Consider the following 19,740-nt stretch of genomic DNA (forward strand, 5'->3'; position numbering starts at 1 on the left):
CGGTGGCGTGACCGTGACAGAAATTCAGCAGGACAACAGCAACAGCGGCGGCACGGTGAGCAGCCAGCGCAGAGTGCTGGTGGTGGAGGACGAGCCCACGATCGCGGAGTCGATCGCGGCCCGGCTGGGCGCGGAGGGCTTCAAGGTCGCCGTGGCCCACGACGGCCCCGGCGCGGTCGACGGCTTCCACACCTGGCAGCCGGACCTGGTCGTCCTCGACATCATGCTGCCCGGATTCGACGGCCTCGAAGTGTGCCGCCGGATCCAGGCCCAGCGACCGGTGCCGGTACTGATGCTGACCGCGCGCGACGACGAGACGGACCTGCTGGTCGGCCTCGGCGTCGGTGCCGACGACTACATGACCAAGCCCTTCTCCATGCGCGAACTGGCCGCCCGGGTCAACGTGCTGCTGCGCCGCGTCGAGCGCGCCCAGCAGGCCGCCCGCACGCCCGCGCTCGGCTCGCTGCGCTTCGGCGAGCTGGAGATCGACCACGTGCAGCGCCGGGTGCGGCTCGCCTCGGGCGACGTCCACCTGACGCCGACCGAGTTCGACCTGCTCGCCTGCCTGGCCGCCCAGCCGCGCGCCGTGCTCACCCGCGAGCAGCTGCTGGCCGAGGTGTGGGACTGGACCGACGCGTCCGGCACCCGCACCGTCGACAGCCACGTCAAGGCGCTGCGCCGGAAGATCGGCGCCAGCTGGATCCGCACCGTCCACGGTGTCGGCTACGCGCTGGAGGCCCCGCTCTCCTAGCGGCGCCTCGGGCATCGGGCCTCCGGGGGGCCCGTGTCCCGAACCGCCGTACCCATGCGGGGGACCACAGGGACCAATGACCTTTCCACAGCAACGCAACGGCGACGCCGCCGGCACCCGGTCGCAGACCCTCGCCGCCCGCGCCGCCCGCCGGGTCTGGGCCGACATCCGGCCGCTCGACCCCGTCCGGTCGATCAAGGGCAAGCTCGCGCTGCTCGTGATCGTCTCCGTCTTCCTCGCCAGCGGCATGGTCGTCGTGGCGATGAAGTCCGAGACGCAGATCCGCATCATCATGATCTTCTCGATGATCGCGTCGCTGCTCTTCATGCAGTTCCTCGCGCACGGGCTCACCGCCCCGCTGCGCGAGATGACCGCGGCCGCCCGCGCGATGGCCTCCGGCGACTACAGCCGCCGGGTCGAGGTGAGCTCGCGCGACGAGATCGGCGAGCTGGCCGCCACCTTCAACCAGATGGCCGCCGACCTGGAGGCCGCCGACCGCCACCGGCGCGAACTGGTCGCCAACGTCTCGCACGAGCTGCGCACGCCCATCGCCGCGCTGCGCGCCGTGCTGGAGAACGTGGTGGACGGCGTGGTGCAGCCCAACCCGGCGACCCTCGGAGCCGCCCTGGAGCAGACCGAGCGGCTCGGCCGCCTGGTCACCCACCTGCTCGACCTCTCCAAGATCGACGACGGCGTGGTCGACCTCGACGCCCGCCCCTTCGAGGTGCGCGAGTTCCTCGACGGCGTGCTGCGCGGCGTCACCGTGGACGGCGCGACGGCGGGCGGGGCCTTCTCCCGGCGCGGGGACGTCCGGCTCGCGCTGGAGGTCAGCCCGGCCGGCCTGACCGGCGTCGCGGACCCGGAACGCCTCCACCAGGTGGTCGCCAACCTGGTCGACAACGCCTGCAAGCACTCCCCGCCCGGCGGCACCGTGACGGTGCGCGCGCGGCCCGACGGCGAGCCCGGCGGCCTGCTGCTGGAGGTCGAGGACGAAGGGCCCGGCATCCCGCCGGCCGACCGCAACCGGGTGTTCGAGCGGTTCAGCCGCAGCGGCACGGCCACCGCCCAGGGGCCGGGCTCCGACGGCGGCACCGGCCTCGGCCTGGCCATCGCCCGCTGGGCGGTGGACCTGCACGGCGGGCGGATCGCGGTCGCGGAGTCCCCGCGCGGCTGCCGGATCGAGGTCCGGCTGCCCGGCCCGCGCTGACCCGCGGCGGCCGGCCCGCATGATCGTCTCGTGCGATCCCCCAAGGGAGGTCCCGAAAGGGCTCCCGAGGGTGCGCAGTGGGGTTTGTGTCACAGATCCGACACAGACGTACACGAAGATCGTTCGAAGATTCGACCTGGCTTTTGTCCGTTTTCATCCCGATTTGCGGGGCGATCGGGCCTGGTCGGTTCCCCTCAGATGCGCGTTTCTAACGCACATTTTCGGCCAATCTGCAGGTCAGGACTGTGATCTGGACGACGCCTGCCCCCCGGGGACTGCGCGATCACTGGTCAGGGGCGTAGCCTTAATCCCCGCTGTCCAAACATCCCAAAAGGAAGCGGAAGAGGGCGGTTGCCGCCGTGTCGCCACAGTCCCAAGAAACCCCCAACAGCTCGGCTAGCTCCACTGGCTTCGGTCCCAATGAGTGGCTCGTCGATGAGATCTACCAGCAGTACCTCCAGGACCCGAACTCGGTCGACCGAGCCTGGTGGGACTTTTTCGCCGACTACAAGCCCGGTTCCGAGGTGACCCCAGTGACCCAGGCCGCGACCCAGGCCGGCCCCACGCCGACCCCTGCCGCTGCCCCCGCGCCCGCTGCTGCTCCGGCCGCCGCGCCCGCCCCCGCCGCGCCGGCCGCCCCGGCCCCGGTGGCGGCTCCCGCGCCGCTCGCCGCCGCGCCCGCCGCACCGCCGGCCCCCAAGGCCGCGGCCCCGGCCGCCCCCGCCGCTCCCGAGGCCACCGGCCCGGAGCTGGTCCAGCTGCGCGGCCCGGCGAAGGCCGTCGCCACCAACATGGACGCCTCGCTGGAGGTGCCGACCGCGACCTCGGTCCGCGCCGTCCCGGCGAAGCTGTTGATCGACAACCGCATCGTCATCAACAACCACCTGCAGCGCGCCCGCGGCGGCAAGGTCTCCTTCACCCACCTGATCGGCTACGCCCTGGTCCAGGCCATCAAGGCCCACCCGGGGATGAACCACAGCTACAAGGTGGAGGGCGGCAAGGCCTTCCTGGTCAAGCCCGAGCACATCAACCTGGGCCTGGCCATCGACCTGGTCAAGCCCAACGGCGACCGCCAGCTCGTCGTCGCGGCCATCAAGAAGGCCGAGACGCTCGACTTCTTCGGCTTCTGGCAGGCCTACGAGGACATCGTCCGCCGGGCCCGCGCCAACAAGCTGACCATGGACGACTTCACCGGCGTCACGGTCTCGCTGACCAACCCCGGCGGCATCGGCACCGTGCACTCCGTGCCGCGCCTGATGCAGAACCAGGGCACCATCGTCGGCGTCGGCGCCATGGAGTACCCGGCCGAGTTCCAGGGCTCCGCCCCGGAGACCCTGTCCCGCCTGGGCGTCTCCAAGATCATGACGCTGACCTCGACCTACGACCACCGCGTCATCCAGGGCGCGGCGTCCGGCGAGTTCCTGCGCGAGATCCACCGCCTGCTGCTCGGCGAGAACGGCTTCTACGACGAGATCTTCGAGTCGCTGCGGATCCCGTACGAGCCGGTCCGCTGGGCCACCGACGTCGCCACCACCCACGACGACGAGGTCAACAAGACCGCCCGCGTCATGGAGCTCATCCACGCGTACCGCGTGCGCGGCCACCTGATGGCCGACACCGACCCGCTGGAGTACAAGCAGCGCAAGCACCCCGACCTGGACGTCGTCCAGCACGGCCTCACCCTGTGGGACCTGGAGCGCGAGTTCGCGGTCGGCGGCTTCGGCGGCCAGAAGATGATGAAGCTCCGCGACATCCTCGGCCTGCTGCGCAACTCGTACTGCCGCACCGTCGGCATCGAGTACATGCACATCCAGGACCCGAAGCAGCGCAAGTGGATCCAGGAACGCCTGGAGAAGCCGTACTCCAAGCCCGAGCGCGACGAGCAGCTGCGCATCCTGCGCCGCCTGAACTCCGCCGAGGCCTTCGAGACCTTCCTGCAGACCAAGTACGTCGGGCAGAAGCGCTTCTCGCTGGAGGGCGGCGAGTCGCTCATCCCGCTGCTGGACGCCACGATCGACGCCGCCGCCGAGCACCGCCTCGACGAGGCCGTCATCGGCATGGCCCACCGCGGCCGCCTGAACGTGCTGGCCAACATCGTCGGCAAGCCGTACGCCCGGATCTTCGGCGAGTTCGAGGGCAACCTGGACCCGAAGTCGATGCACGGCTCCGGCGACGTCAAGTACCACCTGGGCGCCGAGGGCACCTTCACCGGCCTGGACGGCGAGACCATCAAGGTCTCGCTCGCCGCGAACCCCTCCCACCTGGAGACGGTCGACCCGGTCGTCGAGGGCATCGTCCGCGCCAAGCAGGACGTCCTGGACCAGGGCGGCACCACCTTCCCGGTGCTGCCGATCCAGATCCACGGCGACGCGGCCTTCGCCGGCCAGGGCGTCGTCGCCGAGACGCTGAACATGTCGCAGCTGCGCGGCTACCGCACCGGCGGCACGATCCACCTCGTGGTGAACAACCAGGTCGGCTTCACCGCCGCCCCGGCGTCCTCGCGCTCCTCGATGTACTGCACCGACGTGGCCCGCATGATCGAGGCCCCGATCTTCCACGTGAACGGCGACGACCCGGAGGCCGTGGTCCGCGTCGCGCGGCTCGCCTTCGAGTTCCGCCAGGAGTTCCACAAGGACGTGGTGATCGACCTCATCTGCTACCGCCGCCGCGGTCACAACGAGGCCGACAACCCGTCGTTCACCCAGCCGCTGATGTACGACCTGATCGACAAGAAGCGCTCGGTGCGCAAGCTGTACACCGAGGGCCTGATCGGTCGCGGCGACATCACCATGGAAGAGGCGGAGCAGGCGCTCCAGGACTTCCAGGGCCAGCTGGAGAAGGTCTTCGCCGAGGTCCGCGACGCGGCCCAGACGCCGGCCGTCGGCGCCACCGGCAAGCCGGTCGCCGACTTCCCGGTCAGCATCCAGACCGGCATCTCCCAGGAGATGGTCAAGCGGATCGCCGCCTCGCAGGTCAACCTGCCGGAGTGGCTGACCGTCCACCCGCGCCTGTTCCCGCAGCTGCAGCGCCGCGCCGCCTCGGTCGAGGACAACACCATCGACTGGGCGATGGGCGAGACCCTCGCCATCGGCTCGCTGCTCATGGAGGGCCACCCGGTCCGCCTGGCCGGCCAGGACAGCCGCCGCGGCACCTTCGGCCAGCGGCACGCCGTCCTGATCGACCGCAAGACCGGCGAGGACTACACCCCGCTGCAGTACCTCACCGAGGACCAGGCCCGCTACACCGTCTACGACAGCCTGCTGTCGGAGTACGCGGCCATGGGCTTCGAGTACGGCTACTCGCTGACCCGCCCGAACGCGCTGGTCATGTGGGAGGCGCAGTTCGGCGACTTCGTCAACGGCGCGCAGACCATGGTGGACGAGTACATCGCCTCCGCCGAGCAGAAGTGGGGCCAGCACTCGGGCGTCACCCTGCTCCTGCCGCACGGCTACGAGGGCCAGGGCCCGGACCACTCGTCCGCCCGCCCGGAGCGCTTCCTGCAGCTGTGCGCGCAGAACAACATGACGGTCGCCATGCCGACGCTGCCGTCGAACTACTTCCACCTGCTGCGCTGGCAGGCGCACAACCCGCACCACAAGCCGCTCGTCGTCTTCACCCCGAAGTCGATGCTGCGCCTGAAGGCCGCGGCGAGTGCGACCGAGGAGTTCCTGTCCGGCTCGTTCCGCCCCGTCATCGGCGACTCCACCGTCGACCCGGCGCAGGTCCGCAAGGTGGTCATCACCGCCGGCAAGTTCTACTACGACCTGGAGGCGGCGCGCACCGAGCGCGGCGTCACCGACACGGCGATCGTCCGGGTCGAGCGGCTCTACCCGCTGCCGGTGGCCGAGCTCCAGGAGGAGCTGGCCCGCTACGGCGACAACGTCCAGTTCATCTGGGCGCAGGAGGAGCCGGCCAACCAGGGTTCCTGGCCGTTCATCGCGATGAACCTGGTCGACCACCTGCAGGTCGTCATCGGCCGCAGCGCCAACGGCTCGCGCCTGCGCCGCGTCGCCCGCCCGGCGGCGTCGTCGCCGGCGGTCGGCTCGGCCAAGCGCCACGCCGCCGAGCAGCAGGCCCTGATCGAAGAGGTCTACTCGATCTGAGGCCCTGAGCCAGGCTGACGCAACCGGCCCCCGTCCTCCCCTCGTGGGAGGGCGGGGGCCGTTTCGTTTGCGGCAGAACCGTTTCCCCACGATGCCATGTCAAGGTCGCAGCTCTGCAACCAATCGGATACCGGCGTGCCGGGCCCGCTGACGGATCGATAGGTTATGCCTCGCCAGATCGCTGCCCCGGGAGCCCCGTCACCGCGGCCCGGGCCGGTCGGACGACCTCACCGCTCTCCCAGGGGGATGACCCAGATGACCGCCGACACGCCGAGGGACGCCAGCAAGCTCCCGCCGGTCTTCCAGCCGCTGCAGCCCGACGACCCCCGGGAGGTCGGCGGCTACCGGCTCTTCGCCCGGCTGGGCGCCGGCGGCATGGGCCGGGTCTACCTCTCGTACACGCCGGGCGGGCGCCCGGTCGCCCTCAAGGTGGTCCGCCCCGAGTTCGCCGAGGACGGCGAGTTCCGCCGCCGCTTCGCCCAGGAGGTCAGCAACGCCCAGCGGATCCACGGGCTCTACACCGCGCAGGTGATCGACTCCGGCGGCCTGGACTCGGACGCCCCCTGGCTGGTCACCGCGTACGTGCCCGGCCCGTCCCTCCAGCAGGTCGTGCGCGAGAACGGCGCGCTGCCGGTGCGCACCGTCCTGCTGCTGATGGGCGGCATCGCCGAGGCGCTGCAGGCCATCCACAGCGTCGAGGTGGTGCACCGCGACCTCAAGCCCGCCAACGTGCTGGTCGCCGGAGACGGCCCGCGGGTGATCGACTTCGGCATCGCCCGGGCCGCCGACGCCACCGCGCTGACCGGCACCGGCTACCGGATCGGCTCCCCCGCCTTCATGTCCCCCGAGCAGGCCCAGGGCCGCCCGGTCACCCCGGCCACCGACGTGTTCGCGCTCGGCGCGCTGGCCGCGTACGTGGCCGGCGGCGCGGCGCCGTTCGGCGACGGCCCGGACACCGCCGTCCTCTACCGGGTCGTGCACGAGGAGCCCGACCTGGACGCCGTCCCGGCCGACCTGCGCGAGCTGGTCCTGCGCTGCCTGGCGAAGCTCCCGGAGGACCGGCCGACGCCCGCCGAGATCATCCAGGTCGCCCGCAACCACCCGGAGGTCGGCGGGCAGCTGCGGTTCGGCGAGGACTGGCTGCCGCGCCAGGTCAACACCGAGATCACCCGCCGCTCGGACCTGCCCAAGACGCCGCCCACGCCGGTGCCGGCCGTCCCGGCCACCCCGCCGACCCCGATGCCGGCCGTGCCCGCCACTCCCCCGCCGCCGGCCGTCCTCCCGTCGCCCACCGGGCCGACCCACCCGGCCACGGCCGTCACCCACCAGCCGCCCGCGGGCCCCCCGCCCGGCTTCGTGCCGCCGCCGGTCGGCGCGTACGGCGCCCCGCAGCCGCCCACCGAGGCGCCGACCGCCCCGGTGCTCACCTCGCCGCCCACCGTGCAGCTGCGCAGCGAGCCGCCGACCTACGACACCCCGCCGCCCGGCCCGGTGGTCACCGACGTCCCCGAGCCCGCCAAGCCCGGGCCGAAGGCCAAGAAGGGCGGGGTGTCCTGGAAGGCCCTGCTCGTCGTCGCCCTGGTGATGGCGATCGGCGGCACCGCGGGCGGCGTCTTCCTGATGAAGAAGCTGAACGACGGCAAGTCGACCGGCAACCCACCGGCCGCCGCCCAGTCCCAGAGCCAGTCGGCCGCGCCGCTGCCGACGTCGGGCGCCGTCACCGCCCCGGCCACCGGCGCGAGCCCGTCCTCCGGCAACACCCCGGTGACGGCGCCGACGGGCAAGCCCTCCACGCCCGGCGCCACCGTCTCGGCGCCCGCCCGGCCCAGCGGCTACACCCCGGCACTCGACAAGGTCTCGCTCGCCATCCCCGGCGCCGAGTACACCAGCGACGCCTACCGGATCGACCTGAACGCCGGCAAGGTCGTCCCGCACGACACCAACCTGAAGTGGGGCTTCGGGCTCGGCAAGGCGAACTGCTGCGGCGGCCGGGCGGACGCCTTCTCCGCCTACGGGGACAACGCCTCCGACTTCGCCGTGATCAGCGAGGCCAGCGTCACGCCGGAGCAGTGCGCGAGCGCGATCGACTCCCGCCCGGACACCGACCTCAGCTTCAACCACGTCCCGGCCGGCCGGCTGCTGTGCATCCGCGACCGGGTGACCCAGAACATCGCCGTCGCCGTCGTGGAGGTCGCCGACGCGAGCACCGGGGCCGCCAAGGTGACCATCAGCTCCTGGCGGGCCAACGGCCAGGCCGGTCTATCCTGACCAGGTCAACCCCCATCCGACCGGAGCGAACCGTGTACTTCACCGACCGAGGCATCGAGGAGCTGCAGAACCGGCGCGGCGACGAGGAGGTCACCTTCGAGTGGCTGGCCGAGCGCCTGCGCGAGTTCGTCGACCTCAACCCCGACTTCGAGATCCCGGTCGAGCGGCTGGCCACCTGGCTGGCGCGGCTCGACGACGAGGACGACGAGTGACGCGGTGAACCGCCCGTGAGAGGCCCGGAGGCTACTGCCCTCCGGGCCTCTCGCGTTGTCCCGTAGGGGTGGCCTCAGGGCCGCGTCCGGGCCGGGATCAGGGGCCGAACCGCTTGCTTTTCCCGCCACGCGATATATCGTCTTCAGCAGGGAACGCGATACATCGCGAGTCGCAACGGGAGGCGGCAGAGATGAGCCAGTGGACGGTCGAGGGACCCGACAGCATCACCATCGACGAGGCCGTGCGCACGGTCAGCGTGCGGGTCGTCGACGGCACCGTGAACGTGGTGGCGGCCGACGGCCCGGCCCGCCTGGAGGTCACCGAGCTGCGCGGCGAACCGCTGCACGTGACGCTGGTCGACGGCGTCCTCACGGTCACCTACAAGGACATCAGCAGCTGGGGCGAGGTCGGCGACTGGCTCAAGTCCGCCACCTCGATCAAGAGCTTCTTCGGCTCGCTCAAGAACAAGCGCGTCGCCGGCGTCACCCTGACCGTCCCGGCCGGCACCGAGGTCAAGGTGGGCACCGTCTCGGCCGGCGCCACCGTCTCCGGCTTCGCCGGCCACGTGTCGGTGCAGAGCGCCAACGGCGACGCCACGCTGGTCGGGCTCAGCGGCCGCACCGACGCCAACACCGTCTCGGGCGACGTGGACGCCCAGTCGGTGGGCGGCCAGCTCAAGGTGAACACCGTGTCCGGCCGGCTCACCGTGGTCGCCGGCACGGCCGAGCGGATCCAGGCCAACTCGGTCACCGGCGCCGTCACCCTGGACCTCGACGTGCTCACCCCGGCCGACATCAAGGTCACCACGGTCAGCGGCCAGGTCGCCGTCCGGCTCCCCTCGCTCGCCGACGCCCGGGTCGACGCCGGCTCCACCAGCGGCGACGTCTCCAGCACCTTCGACCAGCTCAAGCTGGGCGGCAGCTGGGGCGCCAAGCGCCTGTCCGGCCAGCTCGGCGACGGCCAGGGCAGCCTCGCGGTGACGACCGTCTCCGGCGCCGTCACGGTGCTGCGCCGCCCGGACGCGGAGGACGAGGAGCCGGTGGTGGTCCGCGAGCTGCCGGCCGGCCCGAGCCTCGACAAGCCCGCCGGACCCGACCTCACCAAGGAGGCGTGAGATGAGCCCCGTCTTCGGCCACGGCCGGCTGCGGCTCTACCTGCTGAAGCTGCTGGACGAGTCCCCGCGGCACGGCTACGAGGTGATCCGCCTCCTGGAGGAGCGCTTCCAGGGCCTCTACGCGCCCTCCGCCGGGACGGTCTACCCGCGGCTCGCCAAGCTGGAGCAGGAGGGCCTGGTCGCCCACAGCACCGAGGGCGGCCGCAAGGTGTACCGGCTCACCGAGGCCGGCCGCACCGAACTGGCGGGCCGCCAGGCCGAGTTGGACGAGCTTGAGGTGGAGATCCACGACTCCGTGACGCAGCTCGCCGGGGCGATCCGCGAGGACGTCCGGGACAGCGCCAAGAACCTGCGCGAGGAGCTGTGGAACGCCGCGAAGGCGGCCCCCAGGCCGGACCGCGCCGAGGACGGGGACCCGTGGGCCGGGCCCTGGGGGGACAAGGAGTCCTGGCAGCGCGCCAAGGACGAGTTCACCCAGTTCAAGCGCCAGGCCAAGGAGCAGGCCAAGCGCGCCAAGGAGCAGGAGAAGGCCGCCAAGGCCAAGGCGAAGGCCGCCGAGGAGGAGGCCCGCCGGCTGCGCGAGCAGTCCAGGGCCGCCCGCACCGCGGCCCAGCAGGAGGCCCTGCGGATCAAGCGCCGGGTCGAGCAGCAGGTGCGCGAGCACGCCGCGAAGGGCGACTGGCCGACCGGGCTGGCCGAGGGACTCTCGGAGCTGACCAAGGGGCTGGCCGGGCTGGCCGACGCGGCCCGCTGGGGCCACCCGGGGGCGGAGACGCCCGGCGCCCCGGCCGACGAGGTCACGGTGACCAGGATCGACCTGGACAAGGACGAGCCGGCCGCCGCCCCGGCCGACCTGCCGCCGTGGGCGGCGACCGACCCGGCCGGCGACCCGGCCCGGGAGCTGGAGCGGCTGCTCGACCGCTTCCGCGACCAGGTCCGCGACGCGGCCCGGGACGGCGGGGTGACGCCCGAGGGGCTCGCCGAGGCGCGCTCGGTGCTCGGCGCGGCCGGCGAGCGGCTCAAGCGGCTACTCGGCTGAGGCGGGCCGCACGGCAGGCCGGTCGTACGGCAGGACAGCAGGACCGGACGGGCCCGGCGCTTCTCGGGGGAGAGCGCCGGGCCCGTCCGCACGTCCGGGGACGGGCCGACGGGCCGACGGCTCCCGCAGGTCCTGCGGGTCCTGCGGGTCCTACGGGTTGAGGACGATCTTGCCGAAGACGTCGCCCTTGGCGAGCCGGGCGAAGCCCTCCCGGGCCTCGGCCAGCGGCAGCACCGAGTCGATCACCGGCCGGACGCCGGAGGTCGCACAGAGCGAGAGCAGCCCGGCCAGCTCCTCCTTGGTGCCCATGGTCGAGCCGACCACCTTGAGCTCCAGGAAGAAGATCCGGTTGAGCTCGGCGGCCTTCGGGCTGGGGCCGGAGGTGGCACCGGAGATGACGATGGTGCCGCCCGGGCGCAGCGACTTCACCGAGTGCGACCAGGTGGCGGCGCCGACCGTCTCCATCACCGCGTCCACCCGCTCCGGGAGCCGGGCGCCGCTCTCGAACGCCGCGTCGGCGCCGAGCCCGACGGCCCGCGCGCGCTTGGCCTCGTCCCGTCCGGTGACCCAGACCCGCAGGCCGGCCGCCTTGCCGAGGACGATCAGCGCGGTCGCCACCCCGCCGCCCGCGCCCTGCACGAGGACGGTGTCGCCGGGCTTCACCCCGGCGTTCGTGAACAGCATCCGGTAGGCCGTCAGCCAGGCCGTGGGCAGGCAGGCGGCCTCCTCGAAGGTGAGCTCGGCGGGCTTGGGCAGCAGGTTCCAGGTCGGGACGGCCACCCGCTGGGCGAAGGTGCCCTGGTAGCGCTCGGTGAGGATGGACCGGGGCTCGTCCGGCCCCACCCCGTGGCCGGACTGGCCGATCACCGAGTGGAGCACGACCTCGTTGCCGTGCTCGTCGATGCCGGCCGCGTCACAGCCGAGGATCATCGGCAGCCGCTCGGCGGGCAGGCCGACGCCGCGCAGCGACCAGAGGTCGTGGTGGTTGAGGCTGGCGGCCTTCACGGTGACCACGCTCCACCCGGGGCGGGCCCCGGGCTCGGGGAGTTCGCCCAACTCCAGTCCGGACAGCGGGTCGTCGGCGTCGATGCGGGCGGCGTAGGCAGCAAACATGCTCGGGACGATAGCGGCGACGGCCGGGGCCGGGAACCACGCGTGGGTGTGACGCGTGTCCCGGCCCCGGCCGTCTGGTCCCTCGGTCGTCCTGCCGCGCCGGTCACCGGACCGGCCGCCCGGCTCAGATCCGGGCGACTCCCTCGGCGCGCGCGGCCTCGGCGACGGCCTTGGAGACCGCCGGGGCGACCCGGTCGTCGAACGGCGAGGGGATGACCTTCTGCGGGGTCAGCTCGTCGGCAACGACGCCCGCCAGCGCCTTGGCGGCGGCCAGCTTCATGCCCTCGGTGATCCGGCTCGCCCGGACCTGCAGGGCGCCCGCGAAGATGCCGGGGAAGGCCAGCACGTTGTTGATCTGGTTCGGGAAGTCGCTGCGCCCGGTGGCGACGACGGCCGCGTACTTGTGCGCGACCTCGGGGTGGATCTCCGGGTTCGGGTTGGCCATCGCGAAGACGAACGCGCCCTCGGCCATCGTCGCGACGACCTCCTCCGGCACGGTGCCGCCGGAGACGCCGATGAACACGTCGGCGCCGGACAGCGCGTCGGCCAGCGAGCCCTTGAGGCCGGAGCGGTTCGTCAGCGCCGCGATCTCGGCCTTGACGTCCGTCAGGTCGCCGCGGCCCTCGTGAACCACGCCCTTGCGGTCGCAGACCGCGACGTCGCCGATGCCGGCCGCGAGCAGCATCTTGGCGATGGCGATGCCGGCCGCGCCGGCGCCGGAGATGACGGCCCGCAGCGAGCCGACCTCCCGGCCGGTCACCTTGGCGGCGTTCCACAGGGCGGCGGTGGTGACGATCGCGGTGCCGTGCTGGTCGTCGTGGAAGACCGGGATGTCCACGGCCTCCTGCAGCCGGCGCTCGATCTCGAAGCAGCGCGGGGCGGAGATGTCCTCCAGGTTGACGCCGCCGAAGGAGGGCGCCAGCCGGACCACGGTCTCGACGATCTCGTCCACGTCGGTGCAGGCCAGCGCGATCGGCACCGCGTCGACGCCGCCGAACTGCTTGAACAGGATCGCCTTGCCCTCCATCACGGGCAGCGAGGCCTGCGGGCCGATGTCGCCGAGGCCGAGCACCGCGGTGCCGTCGGTGACCACGGCGACGGTGTTGGACTTCCAGGTGTAGTCGTTCACCAGCTCCGGCTGCTCGGCGATGGCCGTGCAGACCCGTGCGACACCCGGGGTGTAGGCGAGGGACAGGTCGTCCGCGTCGCGCACCGGGACGGTCGCCCGGATCTCCATCTTGCCGCCGCGGTGCAGTGCGAAAACGGCGTCGACCGGATCGTCGGTGTCCTGGGTGCTGCTGTGGATGATCTCCGCTGCCACGATGACCTCTTCGTCATTGTTCCGGCGAGGACGCGCGGCCGACGGACGGAGCGACCCCGTCCGGAAACCGGAAACCGGAAACCGGGTACGCCGAAGCGGACCCGGGGGCGGGGTCGGGGCGCTGCGTCGGGCGGCGCCCTCGGATGAGGGTTTTATGGGGTCTTTTAAAAGTCCGCGTCGTACTACCGGGCGAGCGTAAGTCGGACGAAGGCGTCGCACCTGTGCCTTTTCGTCCTCGTCACGAGCAGTTCATCGCCGCGCTGTCGCGTCACGGGCCCGGCTTCGGAAGCGCCGGGCTCCGGCGGCGGCAACGGCGATGACGCACGTACACCCGCAGGAGTGAACGCAGACACGGAGGGGAGCAGGTGTTCCGGATACGGAGCCGCGTGAGGACTTCCGTTCCTGAGCACCCCGAGCCTGTCGGGACTCGGCGGTCTGGTTCGCGTTCGGGGGTCACCCGGTACCGAATTCTGACACACCCGCCCACCGGCCCGGCAGGGCGGGATGACAGGATCGCTTGTCCGCCATCCGCCGTACACCACCACGGCACCCTGGCGACCGCACAGACCTCCCACAGGAGCAACCACCCTCATGCACCACCGCACCCGTTCCCGACGGTCCGCCGTCGCCGGCGCCGCCCTGGCCGCCACCGGAGCCCTGCTGTTGACCGGCTGCAACGACGGCGGACAGGCCGCCGCGAAGGACCCGGTCCAGGAGATCCGCGCCAAGCTCCCGAAGGCCCAGCGCTCCGCGGGCGCGCTGCGCATCGGGATGGACGTGAACTACGCGCCGGTCGAGTTCCGCGGCCCCGACGGCAAGCCGGCCGGCCTGGACCCGGAGATCGCCACCGCGCTGGGCAAGATCCTCGACGTGCGGGTCGAGCTGGTCGACACCCCGTTCGACAAGCTGATACCGAGCCTCCAGTCCAAGCAGTACGACGTCGCGATGTCCGCGCTGAGCGACATCCAGAAGCGCCGCGAGGGCCTGGACGACAGCGGCAAGCAGGTCGGCCCCGGCGTCGACTTCGTGGACTACTTCATCGCCGGCACCTCGATCGTCGTCCCCAAGGGCAACCCCAAGGGCATCAAGACCCTGGACGACCTGTGCGGCCGCACGGTGGCGCTCCAGCAGGGCACCACGCAGGACGAGATCATCACCCGTCAGGTGGCCGTCTGCGCACGCACCGGCCGCCAGCTGACCCCCCACAAGTTCGACAGCGACACCAAGGCGCTGGCCGAGGTCGTCTCCGGCGCCGCGGCGGCCGGCGTCAACGACTTCCCGGTGGCCGCGTACGCGGCGAAGAGCACCGACGGCGGCAGCCGCTTCGAGGTGACGGGCGCGCAGTCCACGTCCAACCCGTACGGGATCGCGTTCCGCAAGGGCGACACCGAGCTGCGCGACACCCTGGCGAAGGCCGTCGACCAGCTCATCCGCAGCGGCGAGTACGACAAGATCCTCGCCAAGTGGGGCGTCCAGGCGGGCGCGGCCCAGAACGCGGTGGTCAACGGCGGCATCTGACGGCGGCGTCCGGCAACGGCGTCCGGCAACGGCATCCGAAAAAACAGGGGGCGGCGGGCCTCCCGGCGCAGCGCAGAGGGATCTGCATACTTATACGCAGGGTGACAGGGACAAGGGAATCGTCCGAATAGCGGACAGCACGGCCCCTCGTTATCCGATTTTGATCTGAATGAGGGCCTTCCGACCGTCATCAGATGGCAGGATTCCCCCCATCTCGGATCGAGCCGACCACTGGTCGAGGCGGTTCGGTCAACGTCCACCTCGGCGGAGGGTGGCGGAAGCAGTATCCAAGCACCACCCTGGACACCCCCGGTCCAGGCGCACGAACCGGCCCTGCCCGTACGACGACGTACAGCGCCGTGTGTGTACCCGTACAGCGCCGTACGGCCTTGCTGCCCCGGTGCGCCGCTTCCCGCGGCGCGCTCCGCCCGACCTCTCCCTCAGGAGGAGATCCCCCTCATGACCGCCCGTACCCAGCGCACCCGTCTCCTCGCGGCCGGCGCCGTCGCCGCGTCCCTGACCCTCGGCCTCACCGCCTGCGGCAGCAGCGGTTCCTCCAGCGGCTCCTCGGCCGGCGCGAACGCGAGCGCCACGGTCCCGGCCGTGTCCGCCGACCCGTCGCTGGCCGCCCTCGTCCCGGCCGACGTCAAGTCCGCGGGCAAGATCGTCGTCGCCACGGACGCGTCCTACGCGCCCAACGAGTTCAAGGACGACAAGGGCAACATCGTCGGCATGGACGTCGACCTGGCCACCGCGATCGCCAAGAAGCTGGGCCTGAGCGCCGACGTGCAGAACGCCACGTTCGACTCGATCATCCCGGGCATCACGGGCAAGAAGTACACCCTCAGCATGAGCTCCTTCACCGACACGAAGGAGCGCGAGGCCACGGTCGACATGGTCACGTACTTCAACGCCGGTACGGGCGCCGCGGTCAAGAAGGGCAACCCGGACAAGGTCGACCCCAAGGACCTGTGCGGCAAGAAGGTCGCCGTCCAGACCGGCACCACCCAGGCCGACTCGATCAAGGACACGATCAACCCCGCCTGCGTCAAGGCCGGCAAGCCGACCGTCCCCAACGACGGCGACAAGTTCGACCTGCAGACGGACGTCACCCAGGCGCTGGTCTCCGGCCGCGACCAGGTCATGCTGGCCGACTCCCCGGTCGTCGACTACGCGATCAAGCAGACCAACGGGCAGCTGGAGAAGGTCGGCGACGTCACCGACACCGCCCCGTACGGCGTCGTGCTCGCCAAGGGCTCGGACCTGACCAAGGCGGTCCAGGGCGCCGTCCAGTCCCTGATGGCGGACGGCACGTACAAGAGCATCCTGGAGAAGTGGGGCGTCCAGGCGGGCGCGATCGACAAGCCCGTCGTCAACGGTGCCACCAGCTGAACCGCTCCTCTGAACACAACCCCTGAGGCCACACAGTGAACCCTTCCGACCAGGGGTCGGTGCCCCCGGGACGGCCTGAGACCATCAAGGCCGTCCCGGTCCGCCACCCCGGACGCTGGGTGGGAGCAGCCGTCGTCGCCGTCCTCGCGGCGATGCTGATCCACGCCCTCATCACCAACAGCCAGTTCCAGTGGGACGTCGTCGGGAAGTACCTCTTCGACTCCTCGATCACGCACGGCCTCGGCGTCACGCTCGAACTGACCTTCCTGTCGATGGCGATCGGCATCGCCGGCGGCATCACGCTGGCGATCATGCGCCTGTCGCCGAACCCGGTGCTCTCCAGCACGGCGTGGTTCTACATCTGGGTCTTCCGCGGCACCCCGGTGCTGGTCCAGCTGCTGTTCTGGAACTTCCTGGGCTCGCTCTGGGCCAACATCTCCATCGGCATCCCGTTCGGCCCGGCCTTCTGGTCCGAGCCGACCAACCAGGCGATCCCGCTGTTCGTCGCGGCGCTGCTGGGCCTCGGCCTCAACGAGGCCGCGTACATGGCCGAGATCGTCCGCGGCGGCATCCAGTCCGTGCCGCTCGGCCAGACCGAGGCCGCGCACGCGCTGGGCATGAGCCAGTTCAAGACCATGCGGCGGATCATCCTGCCGCAGGCGATGCGCGTGATCATCCCGCCGACCGGCAACGAGACCATCTCGATGCTGAAGACCACCTCGCTGGTCTCGGCGATCTCGCTGGAGGAGCTGCTCCGGGCCGGCCAGAACATCTACTCGCGCACCTTCCAGACCATTCCGCTGCTGCTCGTCGTCAGCATCTGGTACCTGCTGATGACCTCGATCCTCACCGTGGGCCAGTACTACGTCGAGCGGCACTACGCCCGCGGCGCCAACCGTGCGCTCCCGCCGACCCCGCTGCAGCGGCTGCGGCGGCTGTTCGCCGGCAAGCCCGTTCCGCGGGCCGAGAACGACGTGGTCCCGGGCATCGAGGGAGGCGGTCACGTATGACCGATCTGACCAAGCCCACCGACTCCCGGCCCGTGCCGATGGTCGAGGCGCAGGGCGTGCGCAAGTCCTACGGCCTCGTGGAGGTGCTCAAGGGCATCGACCTGGAGGTCCGCAAGGGCGAGGTGTTCGTCCTCGTCGGCCCCTCCGGGTCCGGCAAGTCGACCTTCCTGCGGTGCATCAACCACCTGGAGAAGATCAACGGCGGCTTCCTCTCGGTCGACGGCGAACTGGTCGGCTACCGGATGAAGGGCGACCGGCTCCACGAGCTGAAGGAGAGCGAGGTCGCGCAGAAGCGCCGGGACATCGGCATGGTGTTCCAGCACTTCAACCTGTTCCCGCACATGACCGCGCTCGAGAACGTCATGGAGGCGCCGGTCCAGGTCAAGGGCGAGTCCAAGGCCGAGGCGCGCGAGCGCGGCATGGCCCTGCTGGAGCGGGTCGGCCTGTCCGACAAGGCGAAGAGCTACCCGTCGCAGCTGTCCGGCGGCCAGCAGCAGCGCGTCGCGATCGCCCGCGCGCTGGCCATGAAGCCCAAGCTCATGCTCTTCGACGAGCCCACCTCGGCGCTCGACCCGGAGCTCGTCGGCGAGGTGCTGGACGTCATGCGTGGCCTCGCCGAGGAGGGGATGACGATGATCGTCGTCACCCACGAGATGGGCTTCGCGCGCGAGGTCGGCGACGCGCTGGTGTTCATGGACGGCGGCGTGGTCGTCGAGTCCGGCAACCCCCGCGACGTCCTCACCAACCCGCAGCACGAGCGCACCCGGTCCTTCCTCTCGAAGGTCCTCTGAGCGTGCGCTGAGCGAGCAACCCTTGGCGCCCGGCAGGCCGATCCTGCCGGGCGCCGCCGTTTTCCCGATCCGGGTAATAGGCTGGACGCAATCAGCCCGTTACCGAACCACTGGAAGGACCGCCGTGGAGCTCGCCTCCTACGCCGATCTCGCCGTTCGGCTGGTGAACACCGAGGAACCCGAGCGCGGCACCGACACGCTGACCTCGGTGGACGCCGTGCGCGCCCTGTTCTCCGAGTCCTCTCGCGCCGCCGCCCTGGCCGACGAGTCCGACCTGCCCCGCCTGCGGGCGGTGCGGACCAGGCTGCGCGGGGTCTTCGAGGCCGCCGCCGAGGGCGACGAGGTACGTGGCGTCGACCTGCTGAACAGCCTGCTCATGGAGTACCCCGTCAGCCCGCTGGTCTCCGGCCACGACTACCTCGACGACGCCGGCCGGCCGCGCTGGCACCTGCACCTCGCCGACAACTCGCCCACCGCCACCGCGCACTTCAGCGCCGTCGCGTGCATGGGCCTGGCCGTCCACCTCACCGAGCTCGGCGCCGACCGGCTCGGGATCTGCCAGGCCGCGCCGTGCCGCAACGCCTACCTCGACACCTCCACCAACCGCTCCCGGCGCTACTGCTCGGACCGCTGCGCCACGCGCGCCAACGTCGCGGCCTACCGAGCCCGCAAGCGCCAGGAGGCCCAGGACGCGGCGCTCGGGCCGCAGCAGTTGCAGGCCTAGACGCGCATCCGCCAGTGCCGTGGCACTAGAGCTCGGCGTCCACCCAGACGCCGAGGCGGCGGGCCAGCCCCGGGACCCGGACCAGCCCGGGGGTCAGCAGCAGTCGCTCCAGCCGGCGGCCGGGCGCCAGCCAGGCCGGGCGCGGGCGCAGCCGCAGCAGCACCCGGCCGAGCACGAGCTCGTCCGGAACGGCGCCGTAGCTGCGGCTGTCGCTGTCGACCGGCCGGTTGTCGGAGAGCAGCCACCAGCCCTTCGCCCGGCGCTCGGCCGCCCGCTTGACCACCAGCAGGTCCTGCTGGAACGGGTGCCGGAAGAGCACGACCGCGCCCGGGCGGATCCGCGCGCCGTACCGGACCAGCAGCTGGTCGCCCTCGCGCAGGGTCGGGACCATCGACGGTCCCGCCACGTCGACCAGCCCGAACGGCACCGTGCCCGCCCGTGCGCCGTCCCCCGGTTGCGTCATCCGCGCCACCACTCCTCCTCCCGGCCGCCGCGTCCCAGTGTGCCGTACGGACCGTCACCTGTCCGATGTCCGGATTACCCCGGTTCCGGATCGGCCTTTTGCCCTAGGCCCACCGCCCGATCGCGAAACCGGGAGGCCGGAAGGGTAGTCTCGGGCGCGGGAAGACGATCTAAGGAAGGACTCCCATGTTCTCTCGTCTGTTTGCACCGCGCGCCACCGCCCACGCCCACTGCGACCTGCCCTGCGGTGTGTACGACCCGGCGCAGGCCCGGATCGAGGCCGAGTCGGTCAAGGCCACCCAGGAGAAGTACCAGGCCAACGAGGACCCGCACTTCCGCGCCCGCGCCATCATCATCAAGGAGCAGCGCGCCGAGGCCGTCAAGCACCACATCTCGGTGCTGTGGAGCGACTACTTCAAGGCCCCGCACTTCGAGAAGTACCCGCAGCTGCACCAGCTGATCAACGACACCCTGAAGGCCGCCTCGGCCACCAAGGCGTCCACGGACCCGGCCACCGGCCAGGCCCTGCTGGACCTGATCGCCGAGGTCGACAAGATCTTCTGGGAGACCAAGCAGGCCTGAGCCTGACGCGTCGCCACGTCGAGAGCCCCCGCCCGGACCAGGCGGGCTCTAGCGATCCCCGCAACACCCTGAGTTCAGGGAGTTGCGGGGATCGTGGATTTTGAGGGCTTGAAGGCGAGGTTCTTCGAGGCG

At 71.5% G+C, this 19,740-nt stretch carries 16 protein-coding genes; 13 read left to right on the forward strand and 3 right to left on the reverse strand.

Going from position 1 to position 19,740, the window contains the following annotated elements:
- Window positions 1-13 precede the first annotated feature (13 nt).
- The 7 genes from ACFVSN_RS43895 to ACFVSN_RS43925 all read left to right on the forward strand — a co-directional run bounded on the left by ACFVSN_RS43895 (window position 14) and on the right by ACFVSN_RS43925 (window position 10,695).
- On the forward strand, window positions 14-751 hold the full coding sequence (locus ACFVSN_RS43895) for a response regulator transcription factor (RefSeq protein WP_326846781.1): 738 nt from the start codon (window positions 14-16) through the stop codon (window positions 749-751).
- Between the two features lie 76 nt (window positions 752-827).
- Entirely contained in the window at window positions 828-1,958 is a 1,131-nt protein-coding gene (locus ACFVSN_RS43900) for a sensor histidine kinase (protein WP_380438574.1), read from the forward strand.
- A gap of 359 nt (window positions 1,959-2,317) precedes the next feature.
- On the forward strand, window positions 2,318-6,061 hold the full coding sequence (locus tag ACFVSN_RS43905; RefSeq protein WP_380496531.1) for a multifunctional oxoglutarate decarboxylase/oxoglutarate dehydrogenase thiamine pyrophosphate-binding subunit/dihydrolipoyllysine-residue succinyltransferase subunit: 3,744 nt from the start codon (window positions 2,318-2,320) through the stop codon (window positions 6,059-6,061).
- Between the two features lie 255 nt (window positions 6,062-6,316).
- A complete protein-coding gene (locus ACFVSN_RS43910; RefSeq protein ID WP_387959114.1) occupies window positions 6,317-8,329 on the forward strand; it encodes a protein kinase in 2,013 nt (670 codons plus the stop codon).
- 32 nt (window positions 8,330-8,361) lie between these two features.
- Window positions 8,362-8,541 carry a DUF6104 family protein gene (locus ACFVSN_RS43915; protein WP_063347844.1) on the forward strand — a complete coding sequence of 60 codons (180 nt, stop codon included), beginning with the start codon at window positions 8,362-8,364 and terminating at the stop codon, window positions 8,539-8,541.
- A gap of 191 nt (window positions 8,542-8,732) precedes the next feature.
- Window positions 8,733-9,656, forward strand: a complete 924-nt coding sequence (locus ACFVSN_RS43920; RefSeq protein WP_380496533.1) for a DUF4097 domain-containing protein — start codon at window positions 8,733-8,735, stop codon at window positions 9,654-9,656.
- A gap of 1 nt (window position 9,657) precedes the next feature.
- Window positions 9,658-10,695, forward strand: a complete 1,038-nt coding sequence (locus ACFVSN_RS43925) for a PadR family transcriptional regulator (RefSeq protein ID WP_387959116.1) — start codon at window positions 9,658-9,660, stop codon at window positions 10,693-10,695.
- 150 nt (window positions 10,696-10,845) lie between these two features.
- Here ACFVSN_RS43925 and ACFVSN_RS43930 read toward each other — a convergent pair whose 3' ends face one another.
- Entirely contained in the window at window positions 10,846-11,808 is a 963-nt protein-coding gene (locus tag ACFVSN_RS43930) for a zinc-binding dehydrogenase (protein WP_380496535.1), read from the reverse strand.
- Window positions 11,809-11,932: 124 nt separating this feature from the next.
- Window positions 11,933-13,129, reverse strand: a complete 1,197-nt coding sequence (locus tag ACFVSN_RS43935) for an NADP-dependent malic enzyme (RefSeq protein WP_359966099.1) — start codon at window positions 13,127-13,129, stop codon at window positions 11,933-11,935.
- 591 nt (window positions 13,130-13,720) lie between these two features.
- Between ACFVSN_RS43935 and ACFVSN_RS43940 the strand changes: the two genes are divergently transcribed.
- The 5 genes from ACFVSN_RS43940 (at window position 13,721) to ACFVSN_RS43960 (ending at window position 18,564) form a co-directional block, all read left to right on the forward strand.
- A complete protein-coding gene (locus tag ACFVSN_RS43940; protein ID WP_380438562.1) occupies window positions 13,721-14,647 on the forward strand; it encodes an ABC transporter substrate-binding protein in 927 nt (308 codons plus the stop codon).
- A gap of 459 nt (window positions 14,648-15,106) precedes the next feature.
- The gene (locus ACFVSN_RS43945; protein WP_380438560.1) at window positions 15,107-16,039 is read left to right on the forward strand and encodes an ABC transporter substrate-binding protein; all 933 of its coding nucleotides are present in this window, start codon (window positions 15,107-15,109) and stop codon (window positions 16,037-16,039) included.
- 119 nt (window positions 16,040-16,158) lie between these two features.
- Window positions 16,159-17,049 carry an amino acid ABC transporter permease gene (locus tag ACFVSN_RS43950; RefSeq protein WP_380438558.1) on the forward strand — a complete coding sequence of 297 codons (891 nt, stop codon included), beginning with the start codon at window positions 16,159-16,161 and terminating at the stop codon, window positions 17,047-17,049.
- 38 nt (window positions 17,050-17,087) lie between these two features.
- Window positions 17,088-17,840, forward strand: coding sequence for an amino acid ABC transporter ATP-binding protein (locus tag ACFVSN_RS43955; RefSeq protein ID WP_380438607.1), 753 nt, complete (start codon window positions 17,088-17,090; stop codon window positions 17,838-17,840).
- A gap of 124 nt (window positions 17,841-17,964) precedes the next feature.
- A complete protein-coding gene (locus ACFVSN_RS43960; RefSeq protein WP_359966114.1) occupies window positions 17,965-18,564 on the forward strand; it encodes a CGNR zinc finger domain-containing protein in 600 nt (199 codons plus the stop codon).
- A 25-nt stretch (window positions 18,565-18,589) separates the two neighbouring features.
- On the opposite strand, the gene sodX is transcribed toward ACFVSN_RS43960, so the two are convergent.
- Complete coding sequence (gene sodX / locus ACFVSN_RS43965) at window positions 18,590-19,027, reverse strand: nickel-type superoxide dismutase maturation protease (protein ID WP_380438557.1); 438 nt, start codon at window positions 19,025-19,027, stop codon at window positions 18,590-18,592.
- A gap of 185 nt (window positions 19,028-19,212) precedes the next feature.
- On the opposite strand from sodX, the gene sodN reads away from it, so the two are divergent.
- On the forward strand, window positions 19,213-19,608 hold the full coding sequence (sodN, locus tag ACFVSN_RS43970) for a superoxide dismutase, Ni (RefSeq protein ID WP_238865337.1): 396 nt from the start codon (window positions 19,213-19,215) through the stop codon (window positions 19,606-19,608).
- The last annotated feature ends 132 nt before the right edge of the window (window positions 19,609-19,740 follow it).

The organism is Kitasatospora sp. NPDC057904 (assembly GCF_042887925.1).
Lineage (GTDB): Bacteria > Actinomycetota > Actinomycetes > Streptomycetales > Streptomycetaceae > Kitasatospora.

Bases quoted from the DNA above. Each gene is read 5' to 3' on its own strand.
- sodN (WP_238865337.1), top strand. From the start codon at position 19,213: ATGTTCTCTCGTCTGTTTGCACCGCGCGCCACCGCCCACGCCCACTGC.
- ACFVSN_RS43940 (WP_380438562.1), top strand. From the start codon at position 13,721: ATGCACCACCGCACCCGTTCCCGACGGTCCGCCGTCGCCGGCGCCGCC.
- ACFVSN_RS43910 (WP_387959114.1), top strand. From the start codon at position 6,317: ATGACCGCCGACACGCCGAGGGACGCCAGCAAGCTCCCGCCGGTCTTC.
- ACFVSN_RS43930 (WP_380496535.1), bottom strand. From the start codon at position 11,808: ATGTTTGCTGCCTACGCCGCCCGCATCGACGCCGACGACCCGCTGTCC.
- ACFVSN_RS43925 (WP_387959116.1), top strand. From the start codon at position 9,658: ATGAGCCCCGTCTTCGGCCACGGCCGGCTGCGGCTCTACCTGCTGAAG.
- ACFVSN_RS43945 (WP_380438560.1), top strand. From the start codon at position 15,107: ATGACCGCCCGTACCCAGCGCACCCGTCTCCTCGCGGCCGGCGCCGTC.
- ACFVSN_RS43900 (WP_380438574.1), top strand. From the start codon at position 828: ATGACCTTTCCACAGCAACGCAACGGCGACGCCGCCGGCACCCGGTCG.
- ACFVSN_RS43920 (WP_380496533.1), top strand. From the start codon at position 8,733: ATGAGCCAGTGGACGGTCGAGGGACCCGACAGCATCACCATCGACGAG.
- ACFVSN_RS43955 (WP_380438607.1), top strand. From the start codon at position 17,088: ATGGTCGAGGCGCAGGGCGTGCGCAAGTCCTACGGCCTCGTGGAGGTG.
- sodX (WP_380438557.1), bottom strand. From the start codon at position 19,027: ATGACGCAACCGGGGGACGGCGCACGGGCGGGCACGGTGCCGTTCGGG.